The 21,596-nt window shown below is 61.4% G+C and carries 18 protein-coding genes; 12 read left to right on the forward strand and 6 right to left on the reverse strand.

Annotated features, from left to right (window positions below; translation table 11 throughout):
- Positions 1 to 133: 133 nt before the first annotated feature.
- The 5 genes from SNL23_RS10580 to SNL23_RS10600 all read left to right on the forward strand — a co-directional run bounded on the left by SNL23_RS10580 (position 134) and on the right by SNL23_RS10600 (position 7,227).
- The gene (locus SNL23_RS10580) at positions 134 to 1,657 is read left to right on the forward strand and encodes a fumarate hydratase (protein WP_167664434.1); all 1,524 of its coding nucleotides are present in this window, start codon (positions 134 to 136) and stop codon (positions 1,655 to 1,657) included.
- A 201-nt stretch (positions 1,658 to 1,858) separates the two neighbouring features.
- A complete protein-coding gene (locus tag SNL23_RS10585; RefSeq protein ID WP_318302209.1) occupies positions 1,859 to 3,625 on the forward strand; it encodes an ATP-binding protein in 1,767 nt (588 codons plus the stop codon).
- The gene (locus tag SNL23_RS10590) at positions 3,619 to 4,944 is read left to right on the forward strand and encodes a sigma-54-dependent transcriptional regulator (protein ID WP_167664435.1); all 1,326 of its coding nucleotides are present in this window, start codon (positions 3,619 to 3,621) and stop codon (positions 4,942 to 4,944) included. The genes SNL23_RS10585 and SNL23_RS10590 overlap by 7 nt, the downstream gene beginning before the upstream one ends.
- A gap of 207 nt (positions 4,945 to 5,151) precedes the next feature.
- Entirely contained in the window at positions 5,152 to 6,471 is a 1,320-nt protein-coding gene (locus SNL23_RS10595; RefSeq protein WP_318302210.1) for an MFS transporter, read from the forward strand.
- A gap of 123 nt (positions 6,472 to 6,594) precedes the next feature.
- The gene (locus SNL23_RS10600; protein WP_318302211.1) at positions 6,595 to 7,227 is read left to right on the forward strand and encodes a flavin reductase family protein; all 633 of its coding nucleotides are present in this window, start codon (positions 6,595 to 6,597) and stop codon (positions 7,225 to 7,227) included.
- A gap of 141 nt (positions 7,228 to 7,368) precedes the next feature.
- On the opposite strand, the gene SNL23_RS10605 is transcribed toward SNL23_RS10600, so the two are convergent.
- Entirely contained in the window at positions 7,369 to 7,617 is a 249-nt protein-coding gene (locus SNL23_RS10605; protein WP_318302212.1) for a hypothetical protein, read from the reverse strand.
- A 43-nt stretch (positions 7,618 to 7,660) separates the two neighbouring features.
- Positions 7,661 to 8,002 carry an antibiotic biosynthesis monooxygenase family protein gene (locus tag SNL23_RS10610; protein ID WP_003214130.1) on the reverse strand — a complete coding sequence of 114 codons (342 nt, stop codon included), beginning with the start codon at positions 8,000 to 8,002 and terminating at the stop codon, positions 7,661 to 7,663.
- Between the two features lie 326 nt (positions 8,003 to 8,328).
- Here SNL23_RS10610 and SNL23_RS10615 point away from each other — a divergent pair, with 326 nt between their 5' ends.
- Entirely contained in the window at positions 8,329 to 9,258 is a 930-nt protein-coding gene (locus SNL23_RS10615) for an AraC family transcriptional regulator (protein ID WP_076017457.1), read from the forward strand.
- Between the two features lie 152 nt (positions 9,259 to 9,410).
- On the opposite strand, the gene SNL23_RS10620 is transcribed toward SNL23_RS10615, so the two are convergent.
- From SNL23_RS10620 to edd, 4 genes are all read right to left on the reverse strand, one after another.
- Positions 9,411 to 10,880 (reverse strand): ATP-binding protein, encoded by a 1,470-nt coding sequence (locus SNL23_RS10620; RefSeq protein ID WP_318302213.1) that lies wholly within the window; start codon positions 10,878 to 10,880, stop codon positions 9,411 to 9,413.
- Entirely contained in the window at positions 10,870 to 11,601 is a 732-nt protein-coding gene (locus SNL23_RS10625) for a response regulator (protein WP_003214124.1), read from the reverse strand. Before SNL23_RS10625 ends, SNL23_RS10620 begins: the two co-directional genes overlap by 11 nt.
- 154 nt (positions 11,602 to 11,755) lie before the next feature.
- Complete coding sequence (locus SNL23_RS10630; RefSeq protein ID WP_076017459.1) at positions 11,756 to 12,712, reverse strand: glucokinase; 957 nt, start codon at positions 12,710 to 12,712, stop codon at positions 11,756 to 11,758.
- A complete protein-coding gene (gene edd / locus SNL23_RS10635) occupies positions 12,709 to 14,535 on the reverse strand; it encodes a phosphogluconate dehydratase (protein ID WP_318302214.1) in 1,827 nt (608 codons plus the stop codon). Before edd ends, SNL23_RS10630 begins: the two co-directional genes overlap by 4 nt.
- Positions 14,536 to 14,756: 221 nt before the next feature.
- On the opposite strand from edd, the gene gap reads away from it, so the two are divergent.
- From gap to SNL23_RS10665, 6 genes are all read left to right on the forward strand, one after another.
- Entirely contained in the window at positions 14,757 to 15,758 is a 1,002-nt protein-coding gene (gene gap / locus SNL23_RS10640; protein WP_003214117.1) for a type I glyceraldehyde-3-phosphate dehydrogenase, read from the forward strand.
- Positions 15,759 to 15,942: 184 nt separating this feature from the next.
- Positions 15,943 to 16,461, forward strand: a complete 519-nt coding sequence (locus SNL23_RS10645) for an RNA polymerase sigma factor (RefSeq protein WP_003214115.1) — start codon at positions 15,943 to 15,945, stop codon at positions 16,459 to 16,461.
- 61 nt (positions 16,462 to 16,522) lie between these two features.
- Positions 16,523 to 17,491 carry a FecR family protein gene (locus SNL23_RS10650; protein WP_318302215.1) on the forward strand — a complete coding sequence of 323 codons (969 nt, stop codon included), beginning with the start codon at positions 16,523 to 16,525 and terminating at the stop codon, positions 17,489 to 17,491.
- A gap of 118 nt (positions 17,492 to 17,609) precedes the next feature.
- Positions 17,610 to 20,189 carry a TonB-dependent receptor gene (locus SNL23_RS10655; protein ID WP_318302216.1) on the forward strand — a complete coding sequence of 860 codons (2,580 nt, stop codon included), beginning with the start codon at positions 17,610 to 17,612 and terminating at the stop codon, positions 20,187 to 20,189.
- A 131-nt stretch (positions 20,190 to 20,320) separates the two neighbouring features.
- Positions 20,321 to 20,929: a biliverdin-producing heme oxygenase gene (locus SNL23_RS10660; RefSeq protein ID WP_318302217.1), complete on the forward strand. Its 609-nt coding sequence runs from the start codon at positions 20,321 to 20,323 to the stop codon at positions 20,927 to 20,929.
- 185 nt (positions 20,930 to 21,114) lie between these two features.
- Positions 21,115 to 21,516: a YbaN family protein gene (locus SNL23_RS10665; protein ID WP_318302226.1), complete on the forward strand. Its 402-nt coding sequence runs from the start codon at positions 21,115 to 21,117 to the stop codon at positions 21,514 to 21,516.
- Positions 21,517 to 21,596 lie beyond the last annotated feature (80 nt).

Below are 21,596 nucleotides of genomic sequence, written 5' to 3' on the forward strand. Positions count from 1 at the left end.
GGGTTATACTGCCGCGCCTTTTTAGCGTCGCGCCAGCACCATACGGCGTGCCTTGGAAAGGTGCCTTCAGCCGACCGACTCACCCTACTGAAGACACCTTTATTGAATGTTCCCTTATAGAGGAGCGCGACTCATGACCGTGATCAAGCAAGACGACCTGATTCAGAGCGTTGCCGACGCCCTGCAATTCATTTCCTATTACCATCCCGTTGACTTCATCCAGGCGATGCACGAAGCCTACCTGCGCGAAGAATCGCCAGCGGCCCGTGACTCCATGGCACAGATCCTGATCAACTCGCGCATGTGTGCCACCGGCCACCGCCCGATCTGCCAGGACACCGGCATCGTCACCGTATTCGTACGTGTAGGCATGGACGTGCGCTGGGATGGCGCCACCATGAGCCTGGACGACATGATCAACCAAGGCGTGCGCCAGGCCTACAACCTGCCGGAAAACGTCCTGCGGGCTTCGATCCTCGCCGACCCGGCCGGTGCGCGTAAAAACACCAAGGACAACACCCCTGCGGTGATCCACTACTCCATCGTCCCGGGTAACACCGTGGAAGTGGACGTGGCCGCCAAGGGCGGTGGTTCCGAGAACAAGTCGAAAATGGCCATGCTCAACCCGTCCGACTCGATCGTCGACTGGGTACTGAAGACCGTTCCGACCATGGGCGCCGGCTGGTGCCCACCGGGCATGCTCGGCATCGGCATCGGCGGCACCGCCGAGAAAGCCGCGGTGATGGCCAAGGAAGTGTTGATGGAATCCATCGACATCCACGAGCTGAAGAAGCGCGGCCCGTCCAACCGTATCGAAGAGATGCGCCTGGAGCTGTTCGAGAAGGTCAACCAACTGGGCATCGGCGCCCAGGGCCTGGGTGGCCTGACCACCGTGCTCGACGTGAAAATCATGGACTACCCGACCCACGCGGCCTCGCTGCCGGTGTGCATGATCCCCAACTGCGCCGCCACCCGTCATGCGCACTTCGTGCTCGACGGTTCGGGCCCTGCGTCGCTGGAAGCGCCACCGTTGGACGCCTACCCGGAAATCGTCTGGGAAGCCGGCCCGTCGGCCCGTCGCGTCAACCTCGACACCCTGACCCCGGAAGACGTGCAGAGCTGGAAGCCGGGCGAAACCGTACTGCTCAACGGCAAGATGCTCACCGGTCGCGACGCGGCGCACAAGCGCATGGTCGAGATGCTGAACAAGGGCGAAACCCTGCCGGTGGACCTCAAGGGTCGCTTTATCTACTACGTCGGCCCGGTTGATCCGGTGCGCGAAGAAGTCGTTGGGCCTGCCGGTCCGACCACCGCCACGCGGATGGACAAGTTCACCCGCCAGATCCTCGAGCAAACCGGCCTGTTGGGCATGATCGGCAAATCCGAGCGCGGCCCGACCGCTATCGAAGCGATCAAGGACCACAAAGCGGTTTACCTGATGGCAGTGGGTGGCGCGGCTTACCTGGTGGCGCAGGCCATCAAGAAATCCCGCGTCGTGGCGTTCGCCGAACTGGGCATGGAAGCGATCTACGAGTTCGACGTGAAAGACATGCCGGTCACCGTTGCAGTGGACAGCAAGGGCGAGTCGGTACACATCACCGGTCCTGCCATCTGGCAGAAAAGGATCAGTGAAAGCCTGGCGGTAGAAGTGCAGTAAGCATTTCCCCTGCGGGATAAATGACCTTGTGGCGAGGGGGCTTGTCCCCCGTTGGGCTGCGCAGCGGCCCCGAAAAAAGCGGGAGCGCTGCGCACTCCAACGGGGGACAAGCCCCCTCGCCACAGGACAAGCCCTCCCCTCGCAACAAGCCATGCGCTGCGTGCTATGGTGCTCGCCCCTCATTGCACTGTTCATCTTCGTATGATCGCGATTCCCCGCCCGTTGCGTTTGACCTTCTACTCCCTGCTGATCATCGCCGGCGCGATGCTGGCTGCCGCACTGGCCACCCGCCACGCCGAACGCCTGGCCCTGGTGGATGACGCTGCCCGTGCCAATCAGCAACTCGCGCTGTACGCCAACTCCCTGCACACCCTGATCGAACGCTACCGCGCCCTGCCCGCCGTACTGGCCCTGGACTCGGAAATGATCAGCGCCTTGAAGGGCCCGCTGGACACTGCCACCCAGGATTTGCTCAACCGCAAACTGGAGCGCATCAACGGCGCCGCCCAGTCTTCCACACTGGAACTGATGGACCGCAACGGCCTGGCCGTGGCCGCCAGCAACTGGAACTTGCCCAGCAGTTATGTGGGGCATAACTACGCGTTTCGCCCCTACTTCAGCCAAACCCTGAGCCAAGGCACCGGACGTTTTTATGCGGTGGGGGTGACTACCGGGATTCCGGGGTATTTCCTCTCCAATGCGGTGGTTGGCGAAAACGAACAGTTCCTCGGTGCCATGGTGGTCAAGCTGGAGTTCCCGGAACTGGAACGCGAGTGGGCTCAGGGCAACGACCTGCTGCTGGTCAGCGATGCCCGGGGCATTGTGTTTATCGCCAATCAACCGGGCTGGCGCTACCGCGCACTGCGCCCGTTGTCGGACAGCGACCACGCCGAACTCAAGGCCACCCGCCAATACGACAAGAAACAACTGCTGCCGCTGGACGCCGAAGCCCTGCAGCGCTTTGACGAAAACAGCCACCTGATGCGCGTCGACGGCCCCGACGGCAAGGCCAACTACATCTGGGAATCCCTGCCACTGAAGGCCGAAGGCTGGACCTTGCACCTGTTGCGCAAACCACAGGTTGCCTTTGAAGACCAACGCAACGCCGGCCTCGCCGCCGCCGGTTCGTGGCTGGCGCTGGTGTTCCTGGTGCTGTTCCTGACCCAACGCTGGCGCCTGGCCCGCCTGCGCCAGCGCAGCCGCGAAGAACTCGAACGGTTGGTGGAAGAACGCACACTTGCCCTGCGCACCGCCCAGGATGGTTTGGTGCAGTCCGCCAAGCTGGCGGCGCTGGGGCAAATGTCAGCGGCCCTGGCCCACGAAATCAACCAGCCACTGACCGCCCAGCGCATGCAGCTGGCGACCCTGCGGCTGCTGCTGGATCACGGCCGGGTGGATGACGCCTACCAGGCCCTGACGCCTCTGGACGATATGCTCACGCGCATGGCCGCGCTCACCGGCCACCTCAAGACCTTCGCCCGCAAGAGCCCCAGCGGCCTGCGCGAACGCCTCGACCTGGCCACGGTGGTGGACCAGTCCCTGCATTTGCTCGACGCGCGCCTGCGTGACGAAGCCATCGGTACCGTCCTCGATTTGACCCGCCCGGCCTGGGTACGTGGCGACGCGATCCGCCTGGAACAGGTGCTGATCAACCTGCTGCGCAACGCCCTCGACGCCATGGCCGACAAAACCCGCAAACGCCTCGAAATCCGCCTGCACGCCGATCAACAGCTGTGGTGCCTGACCGTCAGCGACAGCGGTGGCGGGATTGCCGAAGAAAATCTCAACAGCGTGTTCGACCCGTTCTTCACCACCAAGCCGGTGGGCGACGGGCTCGGTTTGGGGCTCGCAGTGTCGTACGCTATCGTCCACGAACTCGGCGGCCGCCTGAACGCCGGTAATCACGGTGACGGGGCGATCTTTACCCTGACCTTGCCCATCGCCCTGGAGACACCTGACCTATGTTGAACGCGGTGATTGTGGTCGATGACGAAGCCAGCATTCGCACGGCCGTCGAGCAATGGCTGAGCCTGTCGGGCTTTGACGTGCAGTTGTTCAGCCGCGCCGAGGAATGCCTGGCGCAATTGCCCAGGGACTTTCCCGGGGTGATCCTGAGCGACGTGCGCATGCCCGGCCTCAGCGGCCTGGAGTTGCTGGCCGAAGTGCAGCGGCGCGACGCCGACCTGCCGGTGATTCTGCTCACCGGCCACGGCGATGTGCCGATGGCCGTCGAAGCCATGCGCGACGGCGCCTACGACTTCCTCGAAAAACCCTTCAGCCCCGAAGCCCTGCTCAGCAGCCTGCGCCGGGCGCTGGACAAGCGCGGGCTGGTCTTGGAAAACCGCCGCTTGCATCAACAGGCCGATCACCGGGCCCAGCTGGAATCGAGCCTGCTGGGGGTGTCGCGAGGTTTGCAGAACCTGCGCCGGCAAGTGCTGGACCTGGCGGGCTTGCCGGTCAATGTGTTGATTCGCGGCGAAACCGGCAGCGGCAAGGAACTGGTCGCCCGTTGCCTGCATGATTTCGGCCCCCGGGCGAAGAAACCATTTGTGGCGCTGAACTGCGCGGCGATTCCCGAGCAGCTGTTTGAAGCCGAGTTGTTCGGCCATGAAAGTGGCGCGTTTACCGGTGCCCAAGGCAAGCGCATCGGCAAGCTGGAGTATGCCGACGGTGGCACGCTGTTTCTCGATGAGATTGAAAGCATGCCCCTGGCCCAGCAGGTGAAATTGCTGCGGGTGTTGCAGGAGCAGAAACTGGAACGGCTCGGTTCCAATCAAAGCATCAAGGTGGACTTGCGGATCATCGCCGCCACCAAGCCGGACCTGCTGGACGAAGCCCGCGCCGGGCGTTTTCGTGAGGATTTGGCCTACCGCCTGACCGTCGCGCAACTGCGCCTGCCACCGCTGCGGGAACGCCGGGAAGACATTCCGCTGCTGTTCGAACACTTCGCGCAAAGCGCTGCCGAACGCCTGGGCCGCAGCTTCACTCCATTGAGCGGGCCGGCGCTGGGCCGCCTGCTCAGCCATGACTGGCCGGGCAACGTACGAGAGCTGGCCAACGTCGCTGAACGCCAGGTGCTGGGGCTGGGTGAACCGGAGCCGGAAGGCATCGAAGCCGGGCAATCATTGGCGGCGCAGCAGGAAGCATTTGAAGCCCATTGCCTGAAAGCCGCGTTGACCCGGCACAAGGGCGATATCAAGGCGGTGCTGGCCGAGCTGCAGCTGCCCCGGCGCACCTTCAATGAAAAAATGCAGCGCCATGGCTTGGCGCGGGACACGTTCCTCTAACCCGATCGTTCCCACGCAGAGCGTGGTTGCGATCTTCGTCGGCGGATTTCCGCTCATCACCCTTCAATCATCAGCAACTTTCCGCTCAAAAAAATCCTGCAACCCTTCTAGACCGGGCCTTCATCTGATTGGCACAGCTCCTGCTATAGCCCAACCAGGCTGCGCTTGGGCGCGCTCCACAAAAACAATTAGATGAAGGATCCTTAAATGGATAACTCCAACTCCCTGCCTCTGGGGTCGGCGGCTGCGCCGGCAAAAGCTCGCACCACTTCCAGCCGCATCAAGTCGATCTTCAGCGGATCGGTCGGCAACATGGTCGAGTGGTACGACTGGTACGTCTACGCTGCATTCTCGCTGTACTTCGCCAAGGCCTTTTTCCCGAAAGGCGACACCACCGCCCAACTCTTGAACACCGCCGCGATCTTCGCCGTGGGTTTCCTGATGCGTCCGATCGGTGGCTGGCTGATGGGCCTGTACGCCGACAAAGTCGGGCGTAAAAAGGCCTTGATGGCCTCGGTGTACCTGATGTGCTTCGGCTCGTTGCTGATTGCCCTGAGCCCGGGTTATGAAGCCATTGGTATCGGTGCGCCGATCCTGCTGGTCTTTGCCCGTTTGCTGCAGGGACTGTCGGTCGGGGGTGAATACGGTACTTCCGCCACTTACCTCAGCGAGATGGCGACCAAGGAACGTCGGGGCTTCTACTCCAGCTTCCAGTACGTGACCCTGATCTCCGGCCAGCTCATCGCCCTCGGCGTGCTGATCGTGCTGCAACAGACCCTGACTACCGAGCAGTTGTACGACTGGGGATGGCGTATCCCGTTCGCCATCGGCGCGCTGTGTGCGGTAGTGGCGCTGTACCTGCGTCGTGGCATGGAAGAAACCGAGTCGTTCACCAAGAAAGAAAAAGCCAAGGAAAGCGCGATGCGCACCTTGATGCGTCACCCCAAGGAACTGATGACCGTGGTCGGCCTGACCATGGGCGGCACCCTGGCGTTCTACACCTACACCACCTACATGCAGAAATACCTGGTGAACACCGTCGGCATGAGCATCTCCGACTCCACCACCATTTCGGCGGCCACGCTGTTCCTGTTCATGTGCCTGCAACCTATCGTGGGCGGTCTGTCGGACAAGGTCGGCCGCCGGCCGATCCTGATCGCCTTCGGCATCCTCGGCACGCTGTTCACCGTGCCGATCCTCACTACCCTGCACACCATCCAAAGCTGGTGGGGCGCGTTCTTCCTGATCATGGCGGCGCTGATCATCGTCAGCGGCTACACCTCGATCAACGCGGTGGTGAAGGCCGAACTGTTCCCGACTGAAATCCGCGCCCTGGGCGTTGGCTTGCCGTATGCACTGACCGTGTCGATCTTCGGTGGTACCGCCGAATACATCGCGCTGTGGTTCAAGAGCATCGGCATGGAAACCGGTTACTACTGGTACGTGACGGCCTGTATTGCGGTGTCGCTGGTGGTGTACGTGACCATGAAGGACACCCGCAAGCATTCGCGGATTACCACGGACTAAGGGTTCGGCCAAGATAAAAAGGGGGCTGTGTCAGTGTATGACACAGCCCCTTTTTCATTGGCGAACACTCCAGCTGAGTGCACTATGATGCCCTTCCCCGAACCACCAGCAGGAACCCCGGCCATGTCCGACGATATCCATTTCTACCAACCCGCCAACGGCCACGGCCTGCCCCATGACCCGTTCAATGCGATCGTCGGCCCGCGCCCGATTGGCTGGATTTCGTCCCAGGACCGCGAGGGCCGCCTGAACCTGGCGCCCTACAGTTTCTTCAACGCCTTCAACTACATTCCGCCGATCATTGGATTCTCCAGCGTCGGGCGCAAAGACAGCCTGAACAACATCGAACAGACTGGCGAATTCGTGTGGAACCTGGCCACCCGCCCGCTGGCCGAGCAGATGAACCAGAGTTGCGCGCCGGTCTCGCCCGAGGTCAACGAGTTTGAATTGTCCGGCCTGACGCCGGTGGCTTCAAAGGTGATCGCCGTGCCTCGCGTCGGTGAGAGCCCGGTGTCGTTCGAGTGCAAGGTGACGCAGATCATTCAGCTGCAGCGCGCCGACCAGGAACTGGTGCCAAGCTGGCTGGTACTTGGCGAAGTGGTCGCGGTGCATATTGCCAAGTGGCTGTTGAAAGACGGGGTGTACGACACGGCTGCCGCCGAGCCGATCCTGCGTGGAGGCGGCCCGGCGGATTATTTTCAGTTGGGGCCGGAAGCGCTGTTCAAAATGTACCGCCCAGGCGCCGCGCAACGCTGATTGGAATGCGATAAAAATGTGGGAGCGGGCTTGCTCGCGAAGGGGGCGTGTCAGTCAATGCATATGCCAACTGATCCACCGCATTCGCGAGCAAGCCCGCTCCCACGCAAGCCCGCTCCCACATTTGGATCAGCGGTGTTTTTAGTTGGCGGAAGTTGCCCAAGAGAGCTGACCGTCTTCATCTACATTGAGCAAGCGCTCCAGTTGCAGAGCTGCGGCATCATCAGCGTCATCAGCGGTCTTGAATTTCTGTCCATCGAGGATCTTGTGAAAGCGCGGTGCACCCATGCCATCCAGTGCCTTGACGGCGATGGCGGCGCTGTAGCCACCCTCATCTTCACGCACCAAGGCGGAAACGGCTTCGTGGTGGGCAAACTCTTTACGTGCCATGTTGCAGGTCCTGGCCAATGGGAAAGGCGGCCATTCTAAAGCACTAACCCGCCAGTTGCAGGTACTCGCCATAGGCGTTGGCCGCCGAGGCGTCGGTGAAGGTCTGGAAGTCCATGCTGCGAACCACCATGTCATTCAACAACTCGGTGAAGACCATCAGCGCCGGCGAGCTGAAGTAGGCACTCATCGCCTGCTCGCTGCTCCAGAAACCCGACACCAACCACACATCCGGGTCGGCCAGGGAGTGCTGCAACGAGAATTGCAGGCAACCCTGAGCCTGGCGGCCCGGTTCGATCAAACTGCTCAAGCGTGCACCCAGTTCGGTGCTGTACCCGGTACGGGCACGGATAAAGGCCATATGGCTCGCGGGAATGGGGGTGGACATGTTCGACTCTCCCGTTGAGAAGTGATGCTCGGCAAGCACTGTGAGGGCGTGTTGCCACAGGATCAAAGATACGGGCGTGGGTGTGGATGCGGTTAGTCGATTCCTGCCAGCTTATTGCACAATCCTGCGAGAAGCATGGATATAGCAATCGGCCTGCGGGTTTTATTCCCGGCATGACTGCTGTATTTCAGGAGGATGACAGCCCCCCGCTTGCCTGATTCACGATTTATCGCAGGATCAGGCAAGGATTGTGCAGAATCGAAGTACCGCTTTTTGCAAAGCCGCCTTTAAGCTGTGCCCATCGTCAAAACACCAGAGGATGCCCCATGCCGTCGCCCGATCTTCGCTCCACGCCCCTCGACGCCGACATGGAAAAGCAGCGCGCAGAACTCGCCGGCATCGTACGTCGGCACACTTGGGAGGACGGTTCCTACGGCACGGCGATCACGTCGCTGTACCTCAACCGCCATAACACCCCACGGGAATTCACGCCTGTGCTGGTGGAACCCGCGCTGTGCATCCTGGCCCAGGGCAGCAAGGAAGTGCGCCTGGCGGATGAAGTCTTCGCCTACGACCCGCTCAATTACCTGGTGTTTTCGGTAGCGATGCCGGTGGCCGGGCGCATCCTTGATGCCACGCCGGAAGACCCCAACCTGTCGATTCGAGTGAATATCGATCCGGCACACATCACCGCACTGATTGCCGAAGCCGGGCCGATGGGCGTGCCCCCGCGCCCGACCTCCCGAGGGATGTATGTCGACCGCCTGGACAACCAGCTACTCGACGCCGTGCTGCGCCTGACCCGATTGCTGGACACGCCGAAAGACATCGCGATGCTGGCGCCGTTGATCAATCGCGAAATCCTCTACCGTTTGTTGCGTGGCCCACAGGGATATCGGCTGTATGAAATTGCCGTCGCCAACAGTCAGAGCCATCGGGTGAGCCAGGCGATCACTTGGTTGAACGGCAACTACGAACAGCCCCTGCGTATTGATGACCTGGCCAAGGAAGTAAACCTCAGCGTTTCGACCTTGCACCACCGCTTCAAGGCGATGACCGCCATGAGCCCGTTGCAGTATCAGAAGCAGTTGCGCTTGCAGGAAGCCCGACGGTTGATGATCGCCGAGGGCCTGGAAGCCTCGGCGGCGGGTTATCGGGTGGGCTATGAGAGCGCCTCGCAGTTCAGCCGCGAATACAGCCGGCTGTTTGGTGCGCCGCCATTGCGGGATCTGGCCCGGTTGCGCCAGAGCGTCTAACCGCAGTTATAACGCCGGATACTACTAATGTGGCGAGGGAGCTTGCTCCCGTTGGGGCGCGAAGCGGCCCCAAAAGATGGGACTGCTGCGCAGTCCAACGGGAGCAAGCTCCCTCACCACAAGTACTCAATCAGCTGCGGTATGGGTGGCGTTCAATCCAGGCCGCGAGGCAGCTGCAAGGTCACCCGCAAACCGCCCTCGCGCAAATTCTGCAAACTCACTTCACCGCCATGGCTGTGGGCAATGTTGCGGGCGATGCCCAGGCCCAGGCCGTAACCCTGTTGCTGCCCGGCCAGGCGGAAGTGCGGCTCGAAGACCTGTTCCAGGCGCTGCTCCGGCACGCCTGGGCCTTCGTCGTCGACGTGGAGGATGAACTCCGCGCCATCGTCTTCAATATGCAAATGGGCGTTCTGCCCGTACTTCAACGCGTTGTCGATCAGGTTGCCGATGCAGCGCTTGAGCGCCAGCGGCTTGCCCGGGTAAGTCGTGAGTGCCCGGCCAGTTTGGGTCACGCGGCCATTGCCGTTGGGTGCCAGGTACGGTTCCACCAGGCAGTCGAGTACGTGGTTGAGGTCCACCGGTTCGATGTTTTCGTGGATGTCGGTGTCTTTCACACACTGCAGCGCGCCTTTGACCAGCAATTCCAGTTCATCCAGGTCGCGGCCGAATTTGACTTGCAGGTTTTCGTCTTCCAGCAATTCCACCCGCAACCGCAGGCGTGTGATAGGTGTGCGCAAGTCGTGGGAAATTGCGCTGAACAGTTGGCTGCGTTCGGTCAGGTAACGGCTGATGCGTTCGCGCATCGCATTAAACGCGCGGCCCACTTCCACCACTTCGCTGCCGCCGCCTTCGGCCACTGGCTCCACGTCGGCGCCCAGGGACATGTCCCGCGCCGCCCTTGCCAGGCGCTTGAGCGGACGGCTTTGCCAGTGCACCAACAGGCCGATGAACAGCAGCAGGAAGCCGCTGGTGAGCACGATAAACCACACCTGCTGGTACGGCAGGCCTTGCTCTTCGAGGCTGGTGTAGGGTTCGGGCAGCAAGGAGGCGATGTACAGCCATTCGCCCTGGGCCAATTGGATCTGGGTCACCAACACCGGCGGATTCACCGGTTCCAGTGTCAACGCGTAATGCGCCCAGGAGCGCGGCAGTTCATCGAGTTTCAAACCGGCGTTGAAGATACGAAGGTCTTCGGCACTGACGAATTCCACCGACACATGCACGTCGCTGCCCAGGGTCTGGCGCAATACTTCTTCGACGGCACCGAGTACCGCTTGCTTACGTGGGGTTTGCGGCAACACGGCCATGTCCAGCGGCTTGTCGTTGAGGGTCACCACAAACCGCGTGCCGCCCATGCTGCGCAATTGGTCGAGCACCAGGGGCCGAAAGGCCACCGGCAAGGAACGGAAATAACTGACGCTGGCGGTCATCGAATGCGCCAGGCTGCGGGCAGCGGTCACCAGGCCTTCGAGCTGGGTAGCGCGCAGTTGCGACACCCAGATCACGCTGGATAATGCCTGGGCAAACAGCACCGCCAACAGGGTCAGCAGTAACATCCGCCCCAGCAGCGAACGCGGTACCGGGATTCGCCGGCGTAGTTCACGCAGGCGTTCAGTGGGCATTGCCGGCAACCACGCTGGCTGCCAATTGATAGCCACTGCCGCGTACGGTGCGGATCAGCCGGGGTGGTTTTTCGGTATCGCGCAGGCGTTGGCGCAAGCGGCTGACGGCCATGTCGACAATCCGGTCGAGGGGCATCAGGTCGCGGCCACGGGTGGCGTTGCCAATGGTGTCGCGGTCGAGGATTTGCTGGGGATGATCGAGGAACAGCTTCAGCAGGGCGAAGTCGGCGCCGGAGAGAATCACTTCCTCACCGTCAACGTGGAACAGCCGGTGGCTGACCATGTCCAGGCGCCACTCGCCAAACACCAGCACCTCGCCGCCGCTGCGCTCCTGGCCAAACTGGCAACGCCGCAACAGCGCCTTGATTCGCGCCTGCAACTCGCGGGGACTGAAGGGCTTGCCGATGTAATCGTCGGCGCCCAATTCCAGGCCGATCACGCGGTCGGCTTCGTCGGAACTGGCGGTGAGCATGATGATCGGCACCTGCGCCTGGCGCGGGTGCTGGCGGATCCAGCGGCAGAGGCTGAAGCCATCTTCGTCCGGCAGCATCACATCAAGGATCACCAGGTCGCACGGCGCTTCGTTCATCGCCTGGCGGAACCCCGCGCCATCCGGCACGCCACGCACCTGGAAACCGGCGCGGCTGAGGTAGGTTTGCAGCAACTCGCGGATTTCCTGGTCGTCGTCGACCAGGAGAATGGATTTACTGATTACGCTCACGGGGCCCCTCCTTGTTGTTATGGCCAAGCTTAAGTCATTTGTTGCCCTTGAGGCCGCCTTCGCGAGCAAGCCCGCTCCCACATTCGACCTCATTCATCCAGTTGGAATGGGATTGATGTGGGAGCGGGCTTGCTCGCGAAGAGGCCATCACTGCCTACGCAAATGCCTGCTCAAGCGCCACACCAGCACCTGTCAACCCTGAATACGGTGCCGTCACCAGCCACACCGGAATGCCTTTGAAGTAGTCGCTCATGCAGCCTTTGTCGCAAAAACTCTTGGCAAAACCACTCTTGATAAAGAAATCGGCAAAGCGCGGGATCACGCCGCCAACGATATAAACCCCTCCACGGCCGCCGGTGGTCAGCACGTTGTTACCGGCGACGCGACCCAGCCAGATACTGAACTGGTCCAGCACTTCCAAAGCAATCGGGTCGCCAGCTAGGCCAGCGGCAGTGATGGCCTCGGGGGTTTCCAGCACGGCTTCATGGCCGTCCACCGCGCAGATCGCCCGGTACAACCTCGGCAGGCCGCCACCGCTCAAGGCGGTTTCAGCGCTGACATGGCCGATCTCGTTGTGGATGTGCTGCCACAGCTGGGCTTCCCGCGGGCTGCTCACCGGCAGGTCGACATGGCCGCCCTCCCCCGGCAATGCGGCCCAACGGCCATGGCCGAGGTCGAGCAAAGTACCGACACCCAGGCCGGTGCCCGGGCCAATCACCACCGCAGGCCGCAACGGTTCCGGCGCGCCTTCGCACACCACACGGAATTCGTCCGGTTTCAGGCGGGTCATGCCCAGGGCCATGGCCGAGAAATCATTCACCAGCAGCAGTTCGTCCACCTGCAAGGTCTTGCAGAACGCAGCCTTGCTCAGGCGCCAGTGATTGTTGGTGAATTTAAATTCATCTCCGCTCACCGGCCCGGCGACCGACAGGCACACCGCACCGATCGAGCCGACGGCCAGGCCTTCTTCCTTCAGATAGACCTGAATCGCCTCTTCGGGGCTGGCATGATCCGCCGTCGCGTGGACGCGGATCGAATGCAGTTCCTGATCACGCCACAATGCAAAACGGGCGTTGGTACCCCCAATATCACCGACCAGCGCAAGCTTCACTTAAGTGTCTCCAGGGCAGAGGTAAAGGCGCTGGCGCCCTGCTCTGCGGAGCTTGCGGCCAAACGCATAAACGCAAACAGCTCGCGACCGGCCCCCACGTTATTGCCCAGAAGGCCCGTGGCAGGCACGCGCGCTGCAAATTCTTCGGCGTCCACCTTAAGCTCCAAGGTGCCTTTGACGCCATCCACGCGAATAATATCGCCATCGCGCACACGTGCCAGTGGCCCGCCGCTCTGGGCTTCGGGGTTGACATGAATCGCGGCGGGAATCTTACCCGACGCGCCGGACATGCGCCCGTCTGTTACCAACGCCACCTTGAAACCACGGTCCTGCAGTACGCCGAGGAACGGCGTCATCTTGTGCAATTCCGGCATGCCGTTGGAGCGCGGGCCCTGGAAGCGCATTACCGCGACGAAGTCTTTTTCCAGCTGGCCAGCCTTGAAGGCATCGGCCAGGTCTTGTTGGTCCTGGAACACCACGGCCGGGGCTTCGACGATTTGATGCTCAAGGGCCACGGCGGAGACTTTCATCACCCCACGACCGAGGTTGCCTTCCATTACGCGCAAGCCGCCTTCCAGGGAAAACGCACGGGCCACAGGGCGCAGGATGGTTTCGTCGAGGCTTTCGATCGGTCCTTCGCGCCACACCAGTTCGCCGTCCACCAGGAACGGTTCCTGGGTGTAGCGGCTCAGGCCATGACCGGCCACCGTATTGACATCGTTGTGGAGCAAGCCGGCTTCCAGCAGTTCGCGGATCAGGAACGACATACCGCCCGCCGCCTGGAAGTGGTTGATGTCGGCCTTGCCGTTTGGATAGACGTGGGACAGGGTCGGCACGACTTCGGAGAGGTCAGCCATGTCCTGCCAGGTGAGGATGATACCGGCCGACATGGCAATGGCCGGCATGTGTAGGGTGTGGTTGGTGGAACCGCCGGTGGCGTTGAGGGCGACGATGGAGTTGACGATGGATTTCTCGTCGACGATCTCGCCGATCGGCGTGAAGTTACCGTTGGCCTTGGTCAGGCGCGTGACCTGATGCGCGGCTTCGCGGGTCAGGGCGTCACGCAGCGGCGTGTACGGGTTGACGAACGAGGCGCCCGGCAGGTGCAGGCCCATCACTTCCATCAGCAACTGGTTGGTGTTGGCGGTGCCGTAAAAGGTGCAGGTGCCCGGGCTGTGGTAGGACTTCATCTCCGATTCCAGCAGCTCTTCGCGGGTGGCCTTGCCTTCGGCATAGCGCTGGCGCACGTCGGCTTTCTGTTTGTTGGAGATACCCGACGGCATCGGCCCGCCCGGCACGAAGATCATCGGCAGGTGGCCATAGCGCAGGGCGCCCATCATCAGGCCAGGGACGATCTTGTCGCAGATGCCGAGCATCAGCGCGGCGTCAAACATGTTGTGGGACAGCGCTACCGCCGTGGACATCGCGATCACTTCGCGGCTCAGCAGGCTGAGCTCCATGCCCGGCTCGCCCTGGGTCACGCCGTCGCACATGGCGGGAGTGCCGCCGGCGAACTGGCCCACGGAGCCGACTTCACGCAGGGCTGTTTTGATTTGCTCGGGGAAATGTTCGTACGGCTGGTGGGCCGAAAGCATGTCGTTATATGACGAAACAATTGCCACATTAGCGGCGTTCATCATGCGCAGGCTGTTTTTGTCTTCGGTGCCGCACCCGGCCACGCCATGGGCAAAGTTGGCGCATTGCAGCTTGCCGCGCATCGGGCCGTCGCTGGCAGCGCCGCGAATGAGCGCAAGGTATGCCTCACGGGTTGCACGGCTGCGGGCGATAAGCCGTTCGGTGACCTCAAGTACGCGGGGATGCATGTATAGAACTCCAGGCTAACGGATGTGGCGACCTGAGTGTCTATGCTGGTCAAACGCCCGCCGCGAAGAGGTTGGCAGGGTGTTGCTCGACCAATCGGACCAGTTGATTCAGGTCACTCGTTGTAGATTGAACAAAATATTGCCACTAAAAAGGCTTGTTTTCTATTTTTATGCGAATAATCTTGTAATTCTTACAACAAATCGACGACAGGCACCTTCCAATGACTCTACGTATCGCTATCAATGGTTTTGGCCGTATTGGCCGAAATGTCCTGCGCGCACTTTATACCCAAGGCTACCGCCAGGATTTGCAGATCGTCGCCATCAACGATCTCGGCGACAGCTCGATCAATGCCCACCTGCTTAAATACGACACCGTACACGGTACTTTCGATGCAGAGGTCGCCCACGATCAGGAAAGCCTGACCGTCAATGGTGACCGGATTGCCGTGAGTGCCATTCGCAACCCGGCCGACCTGCCGTGGGCTGCCCACAAGGTGGACGTGGTGTTCGAATGCACCGGCCTGTTCACCGACCGTGACAAGGCTGCCGCCCATATTACCGCCGGCGCGCGCAAGGTAATCATCTCGGCCCCGGCCAAGGGCGCCGATGCCACCGTGGTGTATGGCGTGAACCATGACATTTTGCGTCAATCCCACCAGATCATCTCCAACGCTTCCTGCACCACTAACTGCCTGGCACCGGTGGCCCAGGTGCTGCACCGCGAGCTGGGCATCGAAAGCGGTTTGATGACCACCATCCACGCCTACACCAACGACCAGAACCTGACCGACGTCTACCACACCGACCCGTACCGCGCGCGTTCGGCCACCCAGAACATGATCCCGAGCAAGACCGGCGCCGCCGAGGCCGTGGGCCTGGTGCTGCCGGAACTGGCAGGCAAGCTGACCGGCATGGCCGTGCGTGTACCGGTGATCAACGTGTCGCTGGTAGACCTCACCGTGCAGCTGAAAAAAGAAGCCAGCGCCGAGCAGGTCAACGCACTGCTTAAAGAAGCCAGCCAGCACTCGAAAATCCTCGGCTACAACACCCTGCCGCTGGTTTCCAGTGACTTCAACCATAACCCGCTGTCGTCGATTTTCGACGCCAATCACACCAAGGTCAGCGGCAAACTGCTGAAAGTGCTGGCCTGGTATGACAACGAGTGGGGTTTCTCGAACCGCATGCTGGATAACTGCCTGGCGCTGTGCAACGCCGAGTAATGCTCGGCCTGTAGGAGCGAGCTTGCTCGCGAAAAACGCAAAGACACCGCGTTTATTCAGGACGCCAGCGCTATCGTTGACGCCCTTCGCGAGCAAGCTCGCTCCTACAGTATTGCCAAGTGCCACTTGCCATTTGCGTTGATGATAAGCATTATCATTTGCTGCAAACCGGTCTGGTATCACTGTGAGCCAATCTCGCTTCAATCAAGTCTTCCTCACCCAGCGGGTGATTCTGCTGCGCACCTTGCAGCGGATGGTGAATAACCACAGCACCGCCGAGGACCTGCTGCAGGAAACCTACCTGCGCGTTACCCGGGCCTTGAGCGAACGGCCGATCGATCACCTCGAACCCTTTGTCTACCAGACGGCGCGCAACCTGGCGCTGGATCACCTGCGCGCCCGCAGGATTCAGGCGCGCACCCTGCAGGAAGATGTCCCACTGGACGTCCTGCAAAGCGTCGCCTCCCCCGTCAGCACGCCCGAAGACGCGACACAGGCCGAGCAATTGCTCGAGCACCTGAGTGTCAGCCTCGGCCAGTTGAGCGCCCGCCAGCAGCAGATCTTTATCCTCAGCCGCCTGCACGGTTGCAGCTATCAAGAGATCGCCGACAAACTCGACGTGTCCCTGAGCACCGTGCAAAAGGAACTGAAATTGATCATGGCCATCTGCATAGGTGTGGCCGAAAGACTGGATCGCCCTTAAGCTTTGTCGGAACAGTCTGTAGGACTATTGATTAAAACGTGGCGAAGACCCGAGGAACACCGTGACGGATCCGAATAAACTGCACCCCCATGAGCTGGCTCATGAGGTGTTGCAAGACACGGCTATGGACCAAGCCCTCGACTGGCTGATCGCCTTGCAGTGCCCGGAACCCGGGCAGCAAGACGCGTTTGAAGCCTGGCTCGCCCGCGACCCTTTAAACGCCGAATCCTTCATCAAGGCCCAGGCCGCCTGGGCCGGCGCGCCGGTGCACAGCGCTGCCGTCGCCCTGAATGCGCCACGCAAACCCAGCGCCTGGCGCCGTATCAAACCTCACTGGAAACCCCTGGCCACCGCCGCCGTGTTGCTGCTGGGCCTGTTCAGCTTCAGCAACCTGCCGATGCGCCTGCAGGCCGACCACCTGACCGTGGTGGGCGAACGCCAGCGCCTGCAATTGGACGATGGCTCGAAAGTACTGCTTAACACCAATTCCGCCTTCTCCAGCAGCATCAAGGATCACCATCGCATCGCCCGCCTGTACCAGGGCGAGGCGTTTTTCGAAGTACTGCCCAGCCGTGGCCTGCCGCTGGAGATCGACGCCGGCCCGGTGCGCGCCAGTGTGCGCGATACGTCTTTCGCGGTGCGCTACTTGAACGGTGAAGCCCAGGTTCAGGTACAGCGCGGCGACGTCGACCTGAGCAACACCTTTGACGATGCCCGGGTACGCCTGAGCGCCGGTGAAAGTATCCGCATCGGGCCCAAGGGCTTCAGCCAACCCGCCAAGCTGGACACCACCAAGGACCTGGCCTGGGTCGACGGTCGGTTGATCTTCGAAAACTGCCCGATGAGCGAAGTGCTGGCCGAATTGCGGCGCTACTACCCGGGCTGGATCGTCAACAACAACGACAAGCTCGCCAGCGTGGCGGTCACCGGCAATTACCGTCTCGACCAGCCTCTCGACGTCGTGCGCTCACTGGCGCACATCACTTCAGCCAAACTCTCGGAATACCCGGCGCTGGTGATCCTGAACTAAATGAGAATTATTTTTACTCGATAGCCATCGGCGGTTCGTCTCGTTATAGCCAATGCAACTGATTCCTATTTGATTCAGTGTCGCAACTATAAGATTCGTACCTTCCGGAGCGCTCTCGATGTCCTCTCGTTTCAACCGCCGGCCCTCTTCGCCCGTTCGCCGTCACGGCTTGTCCCTGCTGACGGCTGCCATCCTGTTGGCCGGGGCGCCCGTCGTCGCCGCCACCGCTGCCGAGCCTGCCACCCGCAGCCAGGGCAATTACAGCTTCAGCATCGAGCAACAATCCCTGGTCTCGGCGCTGAACGCCTTCACCGCGGTGACCGGCTGGCAAGTCGGCCTGCCCGCCGAGCTGGGCCAGGGTGTGTCGTCCCCTGGCGTGCGCGGCGCGTTGCCAGCAGATAAAGCCTTGGACCGGCTGTTGGTGGGGACCAACCTCGGCTATCGCAAACTGAGTAACAACAACATCGTGCTGGAAAAACGCGCCGCTGGCAGCGCTATCACCCTGCAACAAATGACCATCAGCGCCACCCGCCAGGAACAGGCCGTGGACAGCGTGCCCAGCACCGTGACCGTGCATGACCGCGAAGAACTGGACCGCCAGAACGTCAACACCATCCGCGAACTGGTGCGTTATGAGCCAGGTGTGTCGGTAGGTGGTGCCGGTACCCGCTCCGGGAACGCCGGCTACAACATTCGTGGCATCGATGGCGACCGCATCCTGACCCAGGTGGACGGCGTCGAAGTCCCCGACAACTTCTTCAACGGCCCCTACGCCAAGACTCGCCGCAACTACGTCGACCCGGAAATCGTCAAGCGCGTGGAAATCCTGCGCGGCCCGGCCTCGGCGTTGTACGGCAGCAGCGCCATCGGCGGCGCCGTGAGCTATTTCACCCTCGACCCCGACGACATCATCAAGCCCGGCCAGGACTTCGGCGCGCGCCTGAAGACCGGCTACAGCTCCGCCGACGAAAGCTGGCTGACCTCCGGCACCGTCGCCGGTCGCGTACAGGACTTCGACGGCTTGCTGCACCTGAGCCAGCGCAACGGCCACGAAATGGAGTCCTACGATGGCAATAACGCCACTGGCCTGGCCCGCACCGGCGCCAACCCGGAGGATGCACGCACCACTAACATCCTGGCCAAGCTCGGCTGGAATTATGGTGAAGAGAATCGCCTGGGCCTGACCTACGAGAAGTTCAAGGATGATCGCGACACCAACCTGAAAAATGCGGTGGGTGGCCCGTTCGTCGGTGGCCAGGGCTTTAACTTCTACCGCGGCCGTACGGGCAACGACACCATCACCCGCGAGCGTTTCGGCATAGAAAACACGTTCGCCCTCGACTCGCCGATTGCCGATCACATCAAGACCAGCCTCAACTACCAGATCGCCAAGACCGACCAGACCACCGCAGAGATCTACCAGCCATCGCGCAAGGTGTTGCGCACCCGTGACACCCTGTACGAAGAGAAACAGTGGGTATTCGACGCGCAGCTGGACAAGGCTTTCAGCATCGGCGAAACCGACCACGTAGTGACCTACGGCACCACCCTCAAACAGCAGAAAGTCACGGGTTCCCGTGAAGGCTCCGCGACCTGCCTGGCTGTCGGCAGCGGTTGTACGGCCATCGGCGCACCGAGCCCGTCGGCTGCCGACAGCGTGAAAAAGGCCAGCGACTTCCCGGATCCGGCCATCAACTCCTACGCGCTGTTTGCCCAGGACCAGATTGCCTGGGACAAGTGGACCTTCCTGCCCAGCGTGCGTTACGACTACATCCAGCTCAAACCCAAGCTGACTCAGGAATTCCTCAACACCGTTGACCCGACACGCATCTACGACCACAGCAATTCGGAAAAGAACTGGCACCGTGTAACGCCAAAATTCGGCGTGACTTACGCGCTGACCGAGCAATACACCTGGTTCGGCCAATACGCCGAAGGCTATCGCACGCCGTCGGCCAAGGCTTTGTATGGCCGCTTTGAAAACCTGCAACAGGGCTACACCGTCGAACCCAACCCGGACCTCAAGCCGGAAAGCAGCCGGGGTGTCGAAACCGGAATTCGCGGCAACTTCGACTCGGGCTCGTTTGACGTGGCGGTGTACTACAACAAGTACCGTGATTTCATCAACGAAGATGCCTCGGTCGCCGGTGGCACGGTCCAGCAGTTCGAAGCCAACAACATCAAGCACGCCACCATCAAGGGCGTGGAAGCCAAGGGCCGCTTGAACCTCGATGCGTTTGGCGCGCCGCAGGGCCTGTACACCAAAGGCTCGATTGCCTACACCTACGGACGCAACGACGACAACGGCGAACCGCTGAACAGCGTCAACCCGCTCAAGGGCGTATTTGGCCTGGGTTACGACCAGCAGAACTACGGTGCCCTGGTCAGCTGGACCCTGGTCAAGAAACAGAATCGCGTCGACAGCACCACCTTCTTCGCCCCCGACGGCAACAGCGCCAACGGCCCGTTCAAGACCCCGGGCTTCGGCATCGTGGACCTGACCGGCTTCTACAAGGTCACCAACGACGTGACCATCAACGGTGGCCTGTACAACCTGACCGACAAGAAATACTGGGACTGGGACGACGTTCGCAGCTACGACAGCGTCGGCGAAGCCGGTGTGACCGGCCCGGCCAACCTGGACCGCCTGACCCAACCGGGCCGCAACTTTGCGATCAACCTGATCTGGGACATCTGATCAATGGAGCCTCGCCCCGCCGGAATTTCTTCTTCCGCGGGGTGAGGATTTTTTACTGTGACGCGTCTTCTGGTTCGTCTAGTTCATAACAGCCTGGCAACCAGACGCATCCTCTTCTCAAGGACATCTTCATGACCGCTTCTCCTACTGCTGAACGCCCAAGCCTGCGCTCTCAACGCCTGAACCAGATCACCAACGAACCGCACACCAAGCTCGACGCGCTGGTAAAGGCCCATGCACCGTTTGAAACCCAGGCCAACTTCGCCCGCTTCGTGGTCGCGCAGTACCTGTTCCAGTCGGAGCTGGTGGCGCTGTACAACGATGCGGAGCTGATCAAGATCGTCCCCGACCTGGCCGAACGCTGCCGTGCCGAAGCGGCCAAGCTGGACCTGGGCGACCTGGACACCGAAGTACCGGCACCGGTCGCCGGCGCGGTGAAAAACCCGAGCAAGGCCGAAGCCCTGGGCTGGCTGTTCGTGTCCGAAGGCTCCAAGCTGGGCGCCGCGTTCCTGATCAAGCGCGCCGTGGGCCTGGGCCTGAGCGAAACCTTCGGTGCCCGTCACCTGGGCGAGCCGGCAGGTGGTCGCGCTGAAGGCTGGAAACGCTTCACCCGCACCCTCGACGCACTGGAATTCACCGCTGAAGAAGAAGCCGAAGTGGAGAAAGGCGCGGTTGATGCGTTCGTGCGCTTCACCGTGTTGCTGGAACAGGCGTACGCTAGCGCCCCTGAACTGGCCTGATTCCCTGATTGGAATGCAATCAAATGTGGGAGCGGGCTTGCTCGCGAATGCGGTGGATCAGTCGGTACATGTATTGACTGACACACCGCATTCGCGAGCAAGTCGAATCGTCGCACCGCCGCTCCCACATTTTGACCCGGTTTCAATTTGAATCCTTCGTAAATCCATCCATGCAAACCGCACCCATGACCGGCAAAACCCAATCCTCATCCAAAATCGCCCGTGTCCTGTTCGGCCTGCTGGCCTACGTCAGCCTGGGCATCGGTTTGATTGCGATTGTGGTACCGGGCTTGCCCACCACCGAATTCATCCTGCTGGCCGCCTGGGCCGCCACCAAAAGCTCCCCGCGACTAAGCGCCTGGTTGGAAAACCACCGCCTGTTCGGGCCGATCCTGGTTAATTGGCGCAACGGCAAGATCATCGCCCGCCGGGCCAAAGTCAGCGCTACCGTGAGCATGTTGCTGTGCGCCGGCTTGATGTTGGTGATGCTCGACCATGGCTGGCCGATCTACCTGGCCATCGCCGGAATGAGCATGGGCAACCTGTGGATCTGGTCTCGGCCGGAACGCCTCCCGCACCCTGCCTGACCCCCGCCTACCGCTCATCGGCTTACGCTCATGAACTGCCGGCTCAAGCCGATGTTCCGGGCATAGCGCCGAATGGACTC

Source organism: Pseudomonas sp. SED1, from assembly GCF_034044025.1.
In the GTDB taxonomy this organism is placed as follows: Bacteria; Pseudomonadota; Gammaproteobacteria; order Pseudomonadales; family Pseudomonadaceae; genus Aquipseudomonas.